At 70.2% G+C, this 15,304-nt stretch carries 14 protein-coding genes and 2 pseudogenes; 8 read left to right on the top strand and 8 right to left on the bottom strand.

The features are described 5' to 3' along the window. Positions 1 to 284: 284 nt before the first annotated feature. Positions 285 to 808: pseudogene (locus tag ACIQU6_RS15625) on the bottom strand (AAA family ATPase). Between the two features lie 501 nt (positions 809 to 1,309). Here ACIQU6_RS15625 and ACIQU6_RS15620 point away from each other — a divergent pair. The 5 genes from ACIQU6_RS15620 (at position 1,310) to ACIQU6_RS15600 (ending at position 9,206) form a co-directional block, all read left to right on the top strand. Further along, positions 1,310 to 2,890 carry a class I adenylate-forming enzyme family protein gene (locus ACIQU6_RS15620; protein WP_403482151.1) on the top strand — a complete coding sequence of 527 codons (1,581 nt, stop codon included), beginning with the start codon at positions 1,310 to 1,312 and terminating at the stop codon, positions 2,888 to 2,890. Positions 2,891 to 4,017: 1,127 nt separating this feature from the next. Further along, positions 4,018 to 5,535: a helix-turn-helix domain-containing protein gene (locus ACIQU6_RS15615; RefSeq protein WP_403482150.1), complete on the top strand. Its 1,518-nt coding sequence runs from the start codon at positions 4,018 to 4,020 to the stop codon at positions 5,533 to 5,535. Positions 5,536 to 6,469: 934 nt separating this feature from the next. After that, complete coding sequence (locus ACIQU6_RS15610) at positions 6,470 to 7,018, top strand: hypothetical protein (protein WP_403482149.1); 549 nt, start codon at positions 6,470 to 6,472, stop codon at positions 7,016 to 7,018. Positions 7,019 to 7,183: 165 nt separating this feature from the next. After that, entirely contained in the window at positions 7,184 to 7,852 is a 669-nt protein-coding gene (locus ACIQU6_RS15605; protein ID WP_403482148.1) for a DUF4097 family beta strand repeat-containing protein, read from the top strand. A 115-nt stretch (positions 7,853 to 7,967) separates the two neighbouring features. Next, entirely contained in the window at positions 7,968 to 9,206 is a 1,239-nt protein-coding gene (locus ACIQU6_RS15600; protein WP_403482147.1) for a serine hydrolase domain-containing protein, read from the top strand. A 430-nt stretch (positions 9,207 to 9,636) separates the two neighbouring features. Here ACIQU6_RS15600 and ACIQU6_RS15595 read toward each other — a convergent pair whose 3' ends face one another. After that, positions 9,637 to 10,581 carry an NADP-dependent oxidoreductase gene (locus tag ACIQU6_RS15595; protein ID WP_403482156.1) on the bottom strand — a complete coding sequence of 315 codons (945 nt, stop codon included), beginning with the start codon at positions 10,579 to 10,581 and terminating at the stop codon, positions 9,637 to 9,639. Positions 10,582 to 10,636: 55 nt separating this feature from the next. Here ACIQU6_RS15595 and ACIQU6_RS15590 point away from each other — a divergent pair, with 55 nt between their 5' ends. The 3 genes from ACIQU6_RS15590 (at position 10,637) to ACIQU6_RS15580 (ending at position 11,672) form a co-directional block, all read left to right on the top strand. Then, positions 10,637 to 11,074, top strand: coding sequence for a hypothetical protein (locus ACIQU6_RS15590; protein ID WP_403482146.1), 438 nt, complete (start codon positions 10,637 to 10,639; stop codon positions 11,072 to 11,074). Positions 11,075 to 11,107: 33 nt separating this feature from the next. Then, entirely contained in the window at positions 11,108 to 11,416 is a 309-nt protein-coding gene (locus ACIQU6_RS15585; protein WP_403482145.1) for a hypothetical protein, read from the top strand. 100 nt (positions 11,417 to 11,516) lie between these two features. After that, on the top strand, positions 11,517 to 11,672 hold the full coding sequence (locus ACIQU6_RS15580; protein WP_403482144.1) for a hypothetical protein: 156 nt from the start codon (positions 11,517 to 11,519) through the stop codon (positions 11,670 to 11,672). Between the two features lie 133 nt (positions 11,673 to 11,805). Here the strand turns inward: ACIQU6_RS15580 and ACIQU6_RS15575 are convergent, their stop codons facing one another. The 6 genes and pseudogenes from ACIQU6_RS15575 to ACIQU6_RS15550 all read right to left on the bottom strand — a co-directional run bounded on the left by ACIQU6_RS15575 (position 11,806) and on the right by ACIQU6_RS15550 (position 14,481). After that, positions 11,806 to 12,009 (bottom strand): cold-shock protein, encoded by a 204-nt coding sequence (locus ACIQU6_RS15575; RefSeq protein WP_403482143.1) that lies wholly within the window; start codon positions 12,007 to 12,009, stop codon positions 11,806 to 11,808. Between the two features lie 227 nt (positions 12,010 to 12,236). Continuing rightward, a complete protein-coding gene (locus ACIQU6_RS15570; protein ID WP_403482142.1) occupies positions 12,237 to 12,392 on the bottom strand; it encodes a hypothetical protein in 156 nt (51 codons plus the stop codon). Between the two features lie 85 nt (positions 12,393 to 12,477). Beyond that, a complete protein-coding gene (locus ACIQU6_RS15565) occupies positions 12,478 to 12,678 on the bottom strand; it encodes a methyltransferase (protein ID WP_403482141.1) in 201 nt (66 codons plus the stop codon). Positions 12,679 to 12,733: 55 nt separating this feature from the next. Further along, positions 12,734 to 12,946 (bottom strand): annotated as a pseudogene (locus ACIQU6_RS15560) (methyltransferase); the annotation flags it as partial. Between the two features lie 106 nt (positions 12,947 to 13,052). Continuing rightward, positions 13,053 to 13,673 carry a GrpB family protein gene (locus tag ACIQU6_RS15555; protein WP_403482140.1) on the bottom strand — a complete coding sequence of 207 codons (621 nt, stop codon included), beginning with the start codon at positions 13,671 to 13,673 and terminating at the stop codon, positions 13,053 to 13,055. 238 nt (positions 13,674 to 13,911) lie between these two features. After that, a complete protein-coding gene (locus ACIQU6_RS15550; protein WP_403482139.1) occupies positions 13,912 to 14,481 on the bottom strand; it encodes a 2'-5' RNA ligase family protein in 570 nt (189 codons plus the stop codon). Between the last annotated feature and the right edge of the window lie 823 nt (positions 14,482 to 15,304).

The raw sequence follows: 15,304 nt of genomic DNA, 5'->3' as shown, positions 1-15,304 counted from the left end.
CATTCGAACAACCTGCCAGCACCACACCCCCCGGGCCAACGTTCCAACGGCGTGTCACATCACAACGAGGCAAAGGTTCGTTGATGCGGCACTAGCAGTCCACGGCCAGGTGCGGTCCAGCGTTCCCAGCCGAGACGCCAGTCACCTCGCCACGTCGAACTGCACCAACAGGCCGGTGTCTTGGGCGGATTGGATACGGCTCGCCGATCGCCTCGGGTGCCTGTCCCTGACTTCCGCCCCCGCCCGCTCAGAGTCGGGGCAAACCGAGGTTGGACGGTGGGCGGTCACACGAGGGAGGACCATCGACCGGCCGACCACTCGTACCATCCCGGCCACCCAGAAGGCGGGTTGGCGGCCTGACCGCATTCGAGTTCCGCTGCGTCGGGCTCCTCGAACAGACCCCGAGAGCCACGGAGATCCGCCTCGCTCGTGGGGAAGGTTTGGCCCGGGGTGGTCGACTGGCGATGGGCGATCCGAGCGCGCTGGGTCTCATGGTCCACCGGCGCGTACACCAGGTGACAGGACGCACCTCCGGAAGCCACCAGCAAATGGATCGCGGATCGCCCGTCACGAGTCCAACAGCCGAAATCCAGCACCACGTTCGTTCCAAGCCTCAGCGCCTCCAGGCCAAGCCAGAGCAGCCGACCTTCCCACACCTCGCGCTTCCCGCCAGCCTCCGGCTCCCCGAACAGCGGGCCCATCAGCTCACCGGCGTCAGCCGCAGCGCACGGTGCTCCTCGGCCAACTGCCGAGCCCTCGTGGTCTTTCCAGCCCCTGGCAGGCCGACGATCAGGAACAACACGGTCATACCCGGAGCGTTCGCGGAAACCGGGCGGAAAGTAATCACTTTCTCCGCCAAGGGGTACGAAACCGGCGATCTCGCGTTCCCTGGCATCCCTGCGGGCTTGGACGAGAACGCGGAGGGAAACGTTGATGAACTTCGTGGGTGACTGCGCGGCTGCCGAAGGGTGTGAGGAGTGCCTGTGCGCCCCGTAGGGCCAGGCAGGCCACCTGCGGTGAGCGCGACGCAACGGGCCGACCTCGCTGCCGGCCCGTCGGCATCCGCACAAGAGCCCGCCTGCTGAGGCCACACCGTGGGAGCGGTTCCCGCCGTGCTGACGGGCGTTCAGCGTGCTCTCTCCAGAGCTCAGTTGACCTGCGATTGTCGATTCTTCAACAAGGCTGGGGCATGGTACTCCGCCGGCCTGTGAGCGAAGGGGCGGCCCCACGCGGCCACGGCCACTGAGCGGCATGTTTGGATGTATTAGTGATTGTTAATGCACAGGAGACATCCGAGACGCGGACCTACGTGGACCGCATTCTGGATCACTGGTACAAGGACGAGGACGCCGAGGCGCTCGTCCAGGGGGAACAGCGGCTGACCAGGGGGGAAGCCCGGCGTCGGCTGTTCAAGTTGGGGCATGCGCTGCGCGGGCAGGGGCTCGCGCCCGGCGACGGAGTGGGGCTGTTCCTGGCCAACCGCGTGGACTCCGTCCTGGTGCAGCTCGCCGTCCATCTCATCGGCTGTCGCGTCGTGTTCCTGCCGCCCGAGCCTGGGCCCGGCGAGCTCGCCGCGCTCGTCGAGCAGTCCCGGGCGCGCGCCGTGGTCACCGACCCGCTCTTCGCGCAACGGGCCGCCGACGCGGCCGGCCGCAGCATCCACAACCCCGAACTGCTCAGCCTCGGGCCCTGCGAGCAGGAGTGCACCGACCTGCTGGCTCTCGCGGCCGAGTGCCCGGACGAGCGCCCCGAGGGCGTGCCCGCCCCGGGAGCGGACGAAGCCGTCACCGTTCTCTACACCGGCGGAACCCTGGGCCGCCCCAAGCTCGCCTCGCACAGCCACCGGCTCTACAACATGCTGGTGGACCTGGTGGACGACGCCCAGCAGGAGTCCGGCTCCACGTTCTTCCCGAACATGGACGAGGGCACGGACCGGGTGCTCGTCTCCACACTGCTCACGCACGGCAGCGGCCACCTCACCTCGCTCCAGTCTCTGGTGACGGGCTCCGCCCTCGTCGTGCTGCCGGAGTTCGAAGCGGAAGCGGCGTTGACGGTACTGCGCGAGGAGCGCATCACCGCCACCATGTTCGTACCGCCCATGTTGTACGCGGTTCTCGACCACCCGGAGTGCAAGCCGGGCATCCTGCCCGCGCTGCGGCGGATCGTCGTCGGCGGCGCTGCCACGTCGCCCAGCCGGCTGCAGCAGGCGGTCGAGGTGTTCGGCCCCGTGGTCAGCCAGGGTTACGGACAGTCGGAGTCGCTCGGAATCACCGCGTTCGGCGCGGAGGACCTCGCCTCGGAAGGGGCCCGGCGTCCCGAGCTCTGGCGTAGCTGCGGTCGCGCGATCTCCGACGTCAAGATCGAGATCCGCGCTGAGGACAGCACCGAGGCGCTGCCCGTCAGGCAGGTCGGCGAGGTGTGCGTCCACGGCGAGCCGGTGATGCTCGGCTACTACGAGGACCCGGAGCGGACCGCGGCGGCATTGCAGGACGGCTGGCTGCGTACGGGCGACATGGGTTACCTCGACGCCGAGGGGTACCTCTACCTCGTCGACCGGGCCAAGGACATCATCGTCACCGGCAGCACCAGCGACAACGTCTACTCCCGGGTCCTGGAGGACTTCCTCCTCACGCTGCCCGGTGTGCGCAACGCGGCGGCGCTGGGCGTGCCGGACGAGGAGTACGGGGAGGCCGTACAGATCTTCCTGGCCACGGCCGAGGACGTCGACGTCGACCCGGAGGCGGTCGCCGCGGCGGTGACCGCCGAGCTGGGAGAGCTGTACACGCCCCGGAAGACGGTGCTGCTGGACCAGCTCCCGACGACCAAGGTCGGCAAGGTGGACAAGAAGGCGCTGCGCGCGCGTCACGTCGACAGCCCGGCGGCGTCGTAGGCTCCGTTGTTGTGAAGCGCCCCGGCTGATGCCGGGTCAAGTGCGCCGCGAGGACAGGGTCTTGCGGCGCACTTCGGCCTTCCGTCCTTTCCGCTGCGAAAGGGCGGAAGGCCGAGGTCGCTGTCCTCCGGGCGCTCTGCCGGGAGGGCGGCGCTGGGGCTGTGTCCACGCCGGAGCTTCGCGGCCTCGGCCTCTCCGCCGAGGGCCACGTCGCCGACACTTGCTCCTCCGGCCGCGGCACCGACACCCCCTCAGCCAGGAACAGCCCCACGACCCCAGCTCTCGCTCCGTCTCCGCCCGCCGATTCGGCACGCCACGTAGATCGCATCCAGCGCCAGAATCTCGCACCACAGGGCGGGGCGGAGGACCAGGCTCCGCCAGCATCGGCTGAGCCGTCAGAGTTGGCAACTTCGTGGAATCTCCCTGGAGTTGCCATGGCGTACGTCACCGCTGCCACACTCTGGCCTGGGGAATCGAATGTCCAGCAGCGTTCGATTCGCTGTCGTCGGACGAGCCGAGCCCAGCGGCAGCGCTCGTCGACTATGTGCTCAGCCACGGGTGTTGGGCGTCATAGCTGAGTGCCCCCACTGCCCACGGTGAGTTCGGTGCCGGTGGTGTAGGCGGCGTCACACGCGAGAAAAGCGCTGCCTTGGGCACTTCGGCCGGAGTCCCCAGCCGCAGCATGGGGATCTGCGCGACGAGCACCTTTGTCTCCTCGGCCGACTGCCGCCGCCGGGGAGACCGCGCGGGCGATCACCCAGCCGCAGGTGCGCGGCCGGGACCAGGCCCCGGTGGTGCTCGTGGAGATGGCTGCCGAGCACGCCCTGAGCGGACAGCAGAGCTGCCGCGGTGACGGTGGCCGAGGCGAAGGCTGCAACCGACTTCCGCTGCCAGAAGGGGTCGTTCAGGCTTCACCACTGTGGTGCATGCCGTGGTGAAGTGGACCCGGCCCACGCGGGGATCGTTCCCCGGAGATGCCGACCAACTCGTGGCCGTCATCCCCGCGTACACGGGGAGCGCTCGTCGGCTGTCTCTCCGGCCGGTGCGCGACGAAGTTGCCTTCGCCTCAACACGGGAGTCGACCCTCATCAGCACCGGCATACTTCACTGTCTTCGATGATCGACGGATGAACCTGGAGAAGGGCGGCAAGGTGAGCGAGGAGTTGGCGGGCAGCCTTCGGCAGCTGCGCGATCAGACCGGGCGGAGCCTGCGCGAACTGGCGCGGGAGATCAATGTCAGCAGCTCCTCGCTGTCGCGCTACTTCTCCGGCCAGGCCGTCGCGCCGTGGCCAGCGGTGGTGGCGCTGTGCAGGGCGGCCGGACGGGACCCCAGGCCGCTGCGCGAGTTGTGGGAGCGGGCCAAGGACGCGCCCCGGTCCGGCGGCGTCGCATCGCCGGTTCCGACGGTGCGCAACGACCTGCCGCACGACGTCACCGCGTTCACCGGGCGCCGCGACGAGCTGGCCGAACTCCTCGCCGCCGCACGGGAGACGACGGTGGTGGCGATCGACGGCATGGGAGGGGTGGGCAAGTCCGCGCTGGCCGTGCACGCCGCGCATCTGCTGACCGCCGACTTCCCCGGCGGCCAGCTCTATCTGGACCTGCACGGCTTCACCCCGGGCCGGGAACCGGTCGAGCCCGCGGAGGCGCTGCGCGTGCTGCTGGCCGCACTCGGGCTCCCGCCCGGCAGGATCCCCGAGTCGGTCGCCGAACGGGCCGCGCTGTGGCGGTCCGAGCTCGCCACCCGGCGCGCGATCGTCGTGCTGGACAACGCCGCCGACGCCGACCACGTGCGCGACCTGCTCCCCGGCGCCGGCCGGAGCTTCGCCATGGTCACCAGCCGCCGCAGGATGGTGCACCTGGACGGCGCCCGGCCGCTGTCCCTCGACGTCCTTCCGCCGCAGGAGGCGGCACGGCTGTTCGTCGCGTCCGCGGGCGGCACCCGGCCCGGCGACGTCGGCGAGGTGCTGCGCCGCTGCGGAAACCTTCCGCTGGCGATCCGGGTGGCCGCTGCGCGGCTGCGGCACCGGCCCGCATGGACCCTCGACACCCTCGTGGAGCGGCTGCGCGACGGCGAGTTGGCCGTCGCGGACGTCTTCGGGATGTCGCTGCGTCAGCTCGACGCCGCGCAGCGACGGATGTTCGGGTTGCTGGGGCTGGTGCCCGGCGACGACATCGACGCCTACGGCGCGGCCGCTCTGGCCGGGATTCCGCTGGTCAACGCCCGAGCCCTGCTGGAGGACCTGGTGGACGTCCATCTGCTCCAGGAGCCGGCGGCCGGCCGCTACCGGATGCACGACCTGCTGCGGCAGGCCGCCCTCGGCGAGGCGGCCGTGGCCGATCCCGTGCCGGCGATCGCCGGGCTGGGCGACTACTACCTGAGCGGCATGCTCGCCGTGAAGCAGCGGGTCGAGGTGCTCATCCCGCTGCCGGTCATCGTCGAGCAGCCGCCCCCCCGCGCTTCCCGACCTCTCCGTCTACGACATAGCCGTCGACTGGATGAACACCGAGTGGGCCAACCTCACCGCGACGTTCTCGCTCGCGGTGGAGCTGCGCATCGACGCGCCCGCGGTCGGGCTCGGGCAGCTCGCCCTGATCTCCGAAGCCCGACGCGGCGGAGTGGCGCGGCTGATCCGGGGACTTGAGGCCAGCATGCCCGCCGCGGAAAGGCTCGACGACCGCCGCATGCTCGCCTCGCACCGGTACCTGCTGGGGGCCGCGTTGATGCGCGTCGGCCGGATGACGGAGGCGGCGCCCCAACTTGAGGCGGCCCGCGCGCTGATGGCCGCGGAGAGCGACCTCGTCGGCGAGACCCTCTCCCTCATGAAGCTGGGAGAAGCCCGGATGTACACCGGCGACGCCGAGGGCGGCATCGCAGTCATGCGCGAGTCCTTCGCGCTGCCGCTGGCCGCCGGGTCCGCCGTCCACGTACGGGTGCACACCGCCATCGGTACCGCGCTGGTGCAGCTGGGGAGGTTCCACGAGGCCCACGAGATCGCCGCGGAGAGGATCGAGGCCGCGCGTGCGCTGGACCGGCAGACGGAGCGCATGTGCCTGGACGTGCTCGGCTGGGCCGCGCTCGGACGGGGTGACGCCGAGGCCGCGCTCGACTTCGCCGAGCAGTCCACCGAGATCAGTCGGACGACCGGGCATACGGTGTTCGAGGCGATCAGCCTGACGGACGTCGCCGTCGCGCTGCGCCACCTCGACCGTGTCGAGGAGGCGGCCGCCAGGCATGCCGAGGCCGCGCGGATCCTCGAACGCGTCGGCGAGCCGCACTGGTTGGCCCGCAGCCACCTGGCATACGCGCAGTCCTGCCTGGACACCGGAGACCGGGACGCCGGGGCGCGGCACTCCCGGGCGGCGCTGGAGATCGCCACCGCCAGCGGCATCGACTACCTGATGCCGCAGGCACGTTCGGCGCTGGCCCAGGTGTCCCGTCCCGTCCCGGGACACCCGTACCAGGGCCGTACCGGGGAGTGACGACGCAGGTCAGTCGGGTCTCGGTGGGTTGTCCCGCGTCCCGAGCGGCAGGGGAGGGGTGGTCGGGGACCGGCCGCGGCGGCGAGGCTTCCCCTCATGGACACCAGGCCATCTCTGCTCACCGAACTGGACGCGCTGCCCGCCCGTTGGGACGTGCACGGCACGCTCGCCGCGCCCGTTGAAGCGGTCGCCGCGCTCCTGCTCGCCGTCGCCGAAGGGCGGGTGGGCGATGACAACCTGCTGATCCTGGCCAGAGCCTCCGCAGCACGGCAGGGGGCGATGACCGTCGTGGCCGGGCCCGGCGCTGACACCTACCGGGCGGAGCTCGCCGGGCCGGTGGAGCCGGTGGACATCGAGGTGGACCGGGCCCGGTCGAGAGTCGCGGTGCAGAGCTGGTACGCCGGAGTGCACCACGCCACCGCCTGCCCCGCGGGCACCCGGGTGACCCATCGGGTCCTGCGAGTCCTTCCGGAACACCCGGGCTTTGCCGCCGGGATCGCCGAAATCGGTCTGCACGCCCGCATGGCACGCGACCTGGGGCAGGTGCTGGCGGTGATCGCCGACCGGCTCGGCTGCCCGCAACCGGTCCCTCCCCGCAGGGCCGAACCACCCGCGGGCGCGCCCCCTTCAACCGGCCTGACCTGAACGCACCACGCCCCGCCACGCCGGCGGACACCTCGGCACAGTGCCTCCGGTGTCAGCACACCCTTCAATCCCGGCCCCAACGCTCGGACCACCGACCGCATCCACCTCATCAAGGTGCGTCCACCAGCACCAGTCGCCATAGCGAACCCTCAGGAGAACACCGTCATGCCTACGTTCACCACGCCCGCCCCGATCACCGCCGTCCTTGCCGTCCCCGCCGGCACCGTCCGGCTCACGGCCGCCGACCGCGCCGACACCGCGGTCGAGATCGCCCCCGCGGACCCCACCAGGAACCGCGACGCCAAGGCGGCGGAGCAGACCACGGTCGACTGCACCGACGGCGTCCTACGGATCCAGGGACCGGCCAGGAACCAGTACTTCGGGCCCACCGGCGCCGTCGAGGTGACCGTCCACCTGCCCGCCGGATCCCGGGTTGAGCTGACGGCAGCCAGCGTCGAACTGCGGGCCGTCGGCCGGTTCGGCAACGTGACCGTCGCCAGCGAACACGGCGCGATCGACCTCGACGAGGCCGCGAGCGCCCACCTGACCACGACGGCCGGTGACGTCACGGTCGGCCGCGTCACCGGCCCCGCCGAGATCCGCACCAGCAAAGGCGACATCCGCATCACGGAGGCCGTCCGCGGCAGCGTCACGCTGCGCACCGACGCCGGCGACATCTCGGTCGGCGCCGCCGCCGGCGTGTCGGCCTCCCTGGACGCCGGCACCTCCCACGGCCGGATCCGCAACTCCCTGAAGTCAGCCGATGGCAGCGTCGACCAGCTCGTCATCCACGCCACCACCTCCGACGGCGACATCACCGCGCACAGCCACTGACCGGCGCCGACCGATCGGCGATCCGCTCCCTCGAAGCAAGGCCGCCCCGCGCCGAGGACGAGCCCCTCGGGCGAGGCGACCCACAACCATCCGTGCCAACAAAGGAGTTCCCACCATGTCCACGACCCTGGCCGGCCAGCGCAGCGGCTTCTCCGAGACAGGGCTGCGCAGACTGCGCGACGTCCTGGCGCGGCACGTCGAGTCCGGGCAGATCCCGGGGCTGGTCGCCCTGGTCAGCCGGGGCGGGCAGACACATGTGGAGGCGATCGGGACGATGCGCCATGACGGCGGCGCGCCGATGCGCCGGGACACCGTCTTCCGGATGGCCTCCACCTCCAAGCCGGTCACGACGGCGGCGGCGATGGTCCTGCTGGACGAGTGCAAACTGCGGCTGGACGACCCGATAGACCAGTGGCTGCCCGAACTCGCCGACCGTCAGGTGCTGAAGCAGCCCGACGGCCCGCTGGACGACACCGTGCCCGCGCAGCGACCGATCACCGTGCGCGACGTGCTGACCTCCACGTTCGGGCTCGGCGTCGACCTGACGTTGATGGGCTCCCCGATCATGACCGCCGCCCTTGAGCGGTCCAACTACGACCCGGATGCGGGGCCGGTCCCCGAGCCGGACGAGTGGATGCGCCGCCTCGGGGAGTTGCCGCTGTCGTACCAGCCCGGACAGCGCTGGCAGTACGACCTCGCCAGCGACCTGCTCGGCGTGCTCGTCGCCAGGGCCACGGGCCGGCCGTTCGAGTCGTTCCTGCGCGAGCGGGTCCTCGAACCGCTGGGGATGAAGGACACCGGCTTCCACGTGCCCGCCGGCACGATCGACAGGCTGCCGCCCGTCTACTTCCCCCAGGAGACCGGAGGGTTCCAGGTGTGGGACGAGGCCGAGGAGGGACGGTGGAGCCGGCCGCCGGCGTTCCAGTCAGCCGGCGGCGGGCTGGTCTCGACCGTGGACGACTACCACGCCTACCTCCGGATGCTGCTCGACCACGGCACACACGAGGGCGAGCGGATCCTGTCCCGGCCCGCGGTGGAGCTGATGACCACCAACCGCCTCACCCCCGAGCAGAACGCCGCCCGCACCGCCCTGGCCCGTGACAACGTCCATCTGAGCTTCGGCCAGGGCCAGCACGGCGGTTGGGGCTTCGGGATGGCGGTGCGCACCTACCGCAGCGACTACGCGCCTCTCGGCCAATTCGGCTGGGACGGCGGAACCGGTACCACGGCCTACGCCGACCCGCACAACCAACTCACCGGAATCCTGCTCACCCAGGTCGGGCTGTCCACCCCGGCCCCGGCACGGCTCATCCACGACTTCTGGACCACCGTCTACCAGGCAATCGACGAGTGACACCCGGCCCGCCGAGGCCCGGACCCCCTCGGCGGGCACCAGCCAAATCGGCAGACCGACGCGCGAGTTCGCGCCCGTTCCCCTCCAGGAACCCGCGAACCCGCGCGCTTCGGATCTTTCGCAGGAGAAGTACGGCCCTTGGCGTTGGCGGTCAGCAGGTGGCCGCCAACTCCTCACTCGTTGCTTCCCAGCGGTGCGGAGCCGGTGACCCCGGCATCGGCGAACAGGGCGTCGACCGTGCCGAACCCAGCCTGTACCCAGTCAGCCAGCGCATCGAGGGAAGAGGCGTGCCGGTTCTCGCCCGGAGAGTCGCCCTTGGCTGGACGGCGTCGCGTGCGAGGCGTGAGTACGGTGCCGGCAGGTCTCACCGAAGAAGACGGCGAACGTGTTGCGGGCACTCTCTCCCGGCGGGTAGAGCGTGGTGCGGTGTTCAGTGGAGCCCCGGCCGCAGCGTGATCACGACCTTGCCGTGGACGTGGCGTCCGGCTTGCAGTGCCACGGCATCGCGGATCTGCCCGATCGGGAAGGTCGCGGCGATCGGCACGGTGATCGCGCCGGCAAGGATCGCGTCGCTGATCCGACCCATGGCGTCCGGGCTCGCGTCGAAACCACCGGTCGCGCGGACGCCGCCGGGAGGGTTGGGACCCGCGGCGATCGTGGAGATCCGCTCGGGCGGCACGCCGAGCGCGAGCGCGGTCTCGGCCGTTTCGATGCCGAACAGGTCGGCTGCCGCGGTGACGCCCTCCGGAGCCAGGGCCCGGACCCGGTCTGCCAGTTCGGGGCCGTAGGCCACCGGCTCGACGTCGAACCGGCGCAGGAACCCGAACGTGCCCGGCCCGGCAGTTCCGATCACTCTGGCGCCGGCGAGCCTCGCGAGCTGTACGGCGAACACGCCCACGCCGCCCGCGGCGCCGCCGACCAGGAGGGTGTCGCCGGACCGCAGGCCGATCGCCGACAGCGCGGCGGCGGCGGTCATGCCGGCCACCGGAAGCGTCGCCGCCACCTCGTCACCGATGCCCTCCGGCGTGCGCCAGATCGGCTCGGCCGCCTCAGAGGGCGTCTTGACCACTACGAAATCGGCGACAGCCCTCCCCATCGCGCCACCGTGCACACGGTCACCTACAGCGAAACCCATGGCACCGGCGCCGACTTCGTCGACGACGCCGGCGAAGTCGTAGCCGAAGCCGGAGGGCGCGCCGACGCCGAACCGGGCCGCGACCTCGGGCTGCGAGGCAATGACCCAGTCCATGGGGTTCAGACCGGCGACCGTGACGCGGACGCGGACCTCGCCCGGCCCGGCATGCGGTTCCGGAACCTCCCGCAGCTCCAGTACTTCGGGACCACCGAAGTTGTCGTAGACAACAGCTCGGCTCATGAGTACCCCCAGCAGACACAGTGACGGGACTTGGTCCCATGCCCGGAGGTCGGCGGTGATCGCCGCCAACCCGGAACTACGTGAACGCGAGGCGCTGAAGGAACTCGGCCTCATCGCGTCGATGGTCGACGCACTCAAGCGCCGCGGCGTTCCCGACCTGGCCGCACGCGTAGCCGCCGAACTGGGCGCGCTCGCTTGGAAGATCGCCTACGAGCGCTGGAGGGACACGACCAACCGCTACGACTTCGCCGAACTCACCCGGCGGACACTCACCGAAGTCCAGCGGCCAGCGCCTTGTGCTGACCCGCAGGCTCCCGGCACAGACCCGCTCCTGCTGCCCGCAGCCGCGGAGCCCACAGCCAAGTCAGGGCGAAGGGACGCTCCTCGCCGCACCAGCCGTGCACCGAGCCCTTTTCGGCCGCGGACATCGTCCTTGCCACGATCACCACACCAACCGTTTAGTGATCGTTTATTGCGGCTCGGCAGGATGTGAAGCGTCGAGAAGGATCCTTCACAGGGGAACGGTATGGCCAAGCTGTATCTGGAGAAGCTCAAGTGCGTCACGACTGAGGGCTGGAGCGGCTCCGATGAGCCGAGGCTGGTTGTCCAGGATCGCGGCACCGTGTGGAACGGAACGGTGCTGGGAGACCGGATGTTCACCGTCAAGTACGACTGCGACTTCACCGGGAGGATCGGTGTCTCCCTCGGAGAGGCCGGCGCCTCGGGTGGGCACGGCGAGGACGGGGAGCAGTGGATTACGGATACGCCTGGTGAGCGCTGCCTGCGCTTCACGGCGGATGGCGCTGAGTACCGGCTGCTTTACGCGGTGGAGTAGGGAGGCGCAACGGACGGGGGCTCGCTGGCCGTTGGTGTGGGACGAGAAAAATGGGTCGCCCAAGGCTCGACCGGGGGACTGAACCCTTCCTTGCGCTGACGTGATCACCAATCTGCGCACTGATCAGTGCAGTCCGCAGACCGTGCTCACCGGTTTCCCCGAGGATGCTGCTGGCGACGATGTTGGCAGGAACGGGACCGCCGGCTGGCGCGAAAGCGCTGTCAAGACGATGGTCGACGAGCCAGGTGCACCCTGAACAACGGCCGGGCAACCGGGGCCGGCGACCGACGACGAAGACCGTGGGTCAGCCGCGACAGCGAGGTCCAGCCGGAGCGCGGCTACGGCAAGGCGCCCCGAGCCCTTTGGGTTCGGGGCGCCGAGGCCTTCGGTCAGGCCGGGGTGACGTTCTCCGCCTGCGGGCCCTTCGGGCCCTGGGTCACGTCGAAGTTCACCATCTGGTTCTCTTCCAAGGACCGGAAGCCGGCGGCGTTGATGGCGGAGTAGTGGACGAAGACGTCGGGGCCGCCGCCGTCCTGGGCGATGAAGCCGAAGCCCTTTTCAGCGTTGAACCACTTCACGGTGCCAGTTGCCATGTTGTCCCCTTGTCCAGGGTCGGGGGGCACTGGCTTGTCAGTGCCCCAGGGTGAGGTGATCGCCCTGGTCCTCGGGCACTACTGCACGGCACGACGCCCGCGGCGCGAACCGCGGGCGTTGAGACTTCGGAACCACGACTACTCATGCAAAAGCTAGTCGATCCGGAGTCGCCTGGCTACCGGGCGCAACAGAACTGGAGAGTACGGAGAGACCCGTCGGGCGGGCTCTAGCCGCCCTTGGCGCCGCCCGCCCCTGGCCAGAACTCCATCACCGTGGCACCGCCGGGGAGGTGGTGGGCGGTGTTGAGGGGCCGGCCGGACTGGGCGCCGAGACGGGCGTAGCCGGATGTGGTGCGCTTGCGGCCGCCCAGGAGGAGCAGCATGCGCAGAGGTCATGGGAGGTCAGTCGCCGGGCCCCTGCGGAGCCTTGAGGCGCTTGCGACGGGTCGGGGAGTACACGTTCGGCGATCAGTACCCGGCCGTCGCTGGGGCGGCCGTGGCGCAGGTGCGCAGGATCCGTGCGGCCTCCCCGTCGCCCCAGTCGGCCAGGACGCGGGAGAGGAGATCGGCGTCGCCGCGCGGTGAGAGGGAGACGAACATGTCGCAGACCGCCACGTCCGCACCGCCGTTGAGGCCCTGCGTCGTCAGGTAGCGGTGAGCCTCGGCCACCGAGCTTCCCGGTCCGCGACGGTGCCGCGGAGGTGCGAGTGGGCTTCGAGATTTCGTGGAGCAGGGCACCGGTGCCGCCGCCGACATCGATCACGTGCCGGACGCTCGACCAGTCGTAGCCGGTCCGGATTCTCCGCGTTGTCCGGGAGACCTGCGTCATCAGTCGGTCGAACGAGGCGGTCCGGGCAGGGGACGCCCTCAAGTCCTCCCAGAACGAGGCGCCGTGGACCTCGGCATAGACGGAGGTGCCGGCGCGGACCGCGTCCACCAGGTGGGAAAAGTGGAGGCCAGTCGGCCGGCCACCTCGTCGGCGTCCAACCACTGGCGCGGGTTGGCCGGATGGTCGCAGAGCAATTGCTCGGCCAGGACGGAAGTCAACCGCTCTGGGCCGCGGGCCGGGCCGTCTTCGTGGCCGACGGCTGCCATCCCGTGGCCTGCGCCCAGGGCTCGGCCACGGCGACCACGAGGTCAACCACGGGGTCCTTGACGTCGGCGTACGTGGCGAGATCCGGAACAGCGCCGGCCAACACCTGCTTGAAGCGGGCGTAGGCCGGCACCGCCTCGGGGTGCGTCCGCAACCAGTCCCGGAAAAGGAGCGCCAGCCGCTCGTTGGGCGAACCGACCTTCCGCACGTGGAGGTTGACGTCCAGCCCCTGGCCCCCCTGGCGCACCCACAGCCGCTTCGTCCATCGCGCCTGATCGTCGTCACTGCCCGCGGGAACATGGTCCAGCCGATACGGAGCGAGCGTGAAGCCCCGCTCGGCCAACGACCCAGTGAACGCGCTCTCCGCCTCCTCCAGGTCGGGCACGCTGACCTGGAGGTCAAGAACGGGCTTGGCCGCCATACCGGGGACCGCCGTGCTGCCGATGTGTTCGACATGGACCGCGAGCGGCCGGAGCAGGCCGTACAACTCTTCAGCGAGGTCCTCGCCCTGGACCGCCCAGCCGGGATCGGGCGCGACCACTACGACGTCGGGGGAGATGTCCTTGTGCATCGCTCGATTGTAGGCAGCCGGAGAAGTCCGCAGCGGCAAGGAAGCCAGGGGAGCGATCAGGGACCAGGCGGATGGGGTGGGTTGTGTGTACGTCGTTGACGTCGCACGGTGAACCGTGGATCCGGAGTGCTGCGAAGCGGATCGAAGTTGCCGCGCGCCACGGCATGTGATCGGTGGCCACAAGCAGGTTGCCCCGCCGGTCGCCCGCCGAGGCGTCTGCCGGAATCGATCCGTAGCTCTACTGCCGCTGCTCCGTCAGCCGGCGGAACTCGCCCGTACCCAGCCTGATCACGGCCCGGGGCCGCATGGGCTCCTCGCCGTGTCGGGAGAGCAGGACCACTTCCTCGACGACGGCGGACAACGCACCAAGTCGGGCGGCGCACTCGGCGGCCAGATACTGTGGGTCCTGCGTACGGCCGAGAGACAGATGCGGCGTGAAGCGGCCACCGCGCCCCCGGCAGAGGGGGAACCGCAGTTCCAGCGCCTGGTGCAGACGGGTCCACGGTGCCAGGCTCGCCGCAGCCGGATCGAGCCACACCGTCGCGTAATGCCGGTGCCGGAAGTACCGCACGCCGGCCAGGCGAGCCGTGAACGCCGTGCTCTCCGCCGCCGCGGCCGAGAGCAGCGGCGCGGCCCGCGCGAACTCCTCCTCCGGCACGAAGCCGAACAGCAGGTTCACATGCGGTGGCCACCGCCGGACCTGCGGATCGTGCTCCCAGCGGATGTCTTGAATCGCCGGCCAGAGTTCCCGCGGCGGCAACCACGCCACCGCCGTCCTGGCCGTCGGTGGCAACTGAAGCACATCCACTGGCTCGGCCCCTCATCGTGGAATCGGGTATCGGGTAATGGAACTGCCTGAACAGGGTGCGTGAGCGGCGCCCGCACCAGTGATGCGGGCGCCGACTGGCGGTGCCAGCTTGGCTGTTCGGTGCGTCGCTTGATGAGGAACGACACGGGGCGGCAGCCGCCGGGGCACCGACCCACTCGGCCACGCGTCACGCCGACCCCACGTGCCACGAAATTCGACGGAACGTGTCGGGTGTCCATACACCGCGGCAGAGCCACAGCCAGAAGAGTCCAAGACAAGAAATATGCAGCGGCCGGTAGGGAGCCCTCACGTTCTGTGGGTTTGTCTTCCTGCTCGATGACGGTGACACCGCCTTCGCCAACGCTCACAGTGCAGACGAGTTCCTCGCATCCCCGCCCTCGCACCACCGCTCCTACGTCTCGATTTCCCGGAGGTGCATCGGTCACGTTAGGGCCGATTGACGTATCTGCCAGCCGGTACCTGATCCTGGCCGCGCATGGTTCCCAGGGCAATCGCGTTGAGGTGACCCGGAACGCGTCAGAGCCTCCGAGAACCCGGAAACCCCAGGAAAGGGTGGGACAACTGCGCGGGCAGGGCGACCAGACTCATGCAGCGGATCCGCCCTGGCCTACGCCGCCGGGTGGTCCGCGAGTACGGCAACGAAGGATTCTTCCGCCGTCACCTCGAAATAGATGTGACCGGTGGCTTCCACGTGCCGGAGGCACCAGGCCCAGGCTTCGTCCTTGGAGGGAGGGTCGAGACTGAACTCGGAGCAGACCCAGCACTTCCCCACGTAGCCGGGGCCCGCCTCGGCTTGGAGCGT

The sequence above is a fragment of the Streptomyces sp. NPDC090442 genome (assembly GCF_044769405.1).
GTDB lineage: Bacteria > Actinomycetota > Actinomycetes > Streptomycetales > Streptomycetaceae > Streptomyces.
This window is presented reverse-complemented; position numbering and strand designations above follow the sequence as displayed.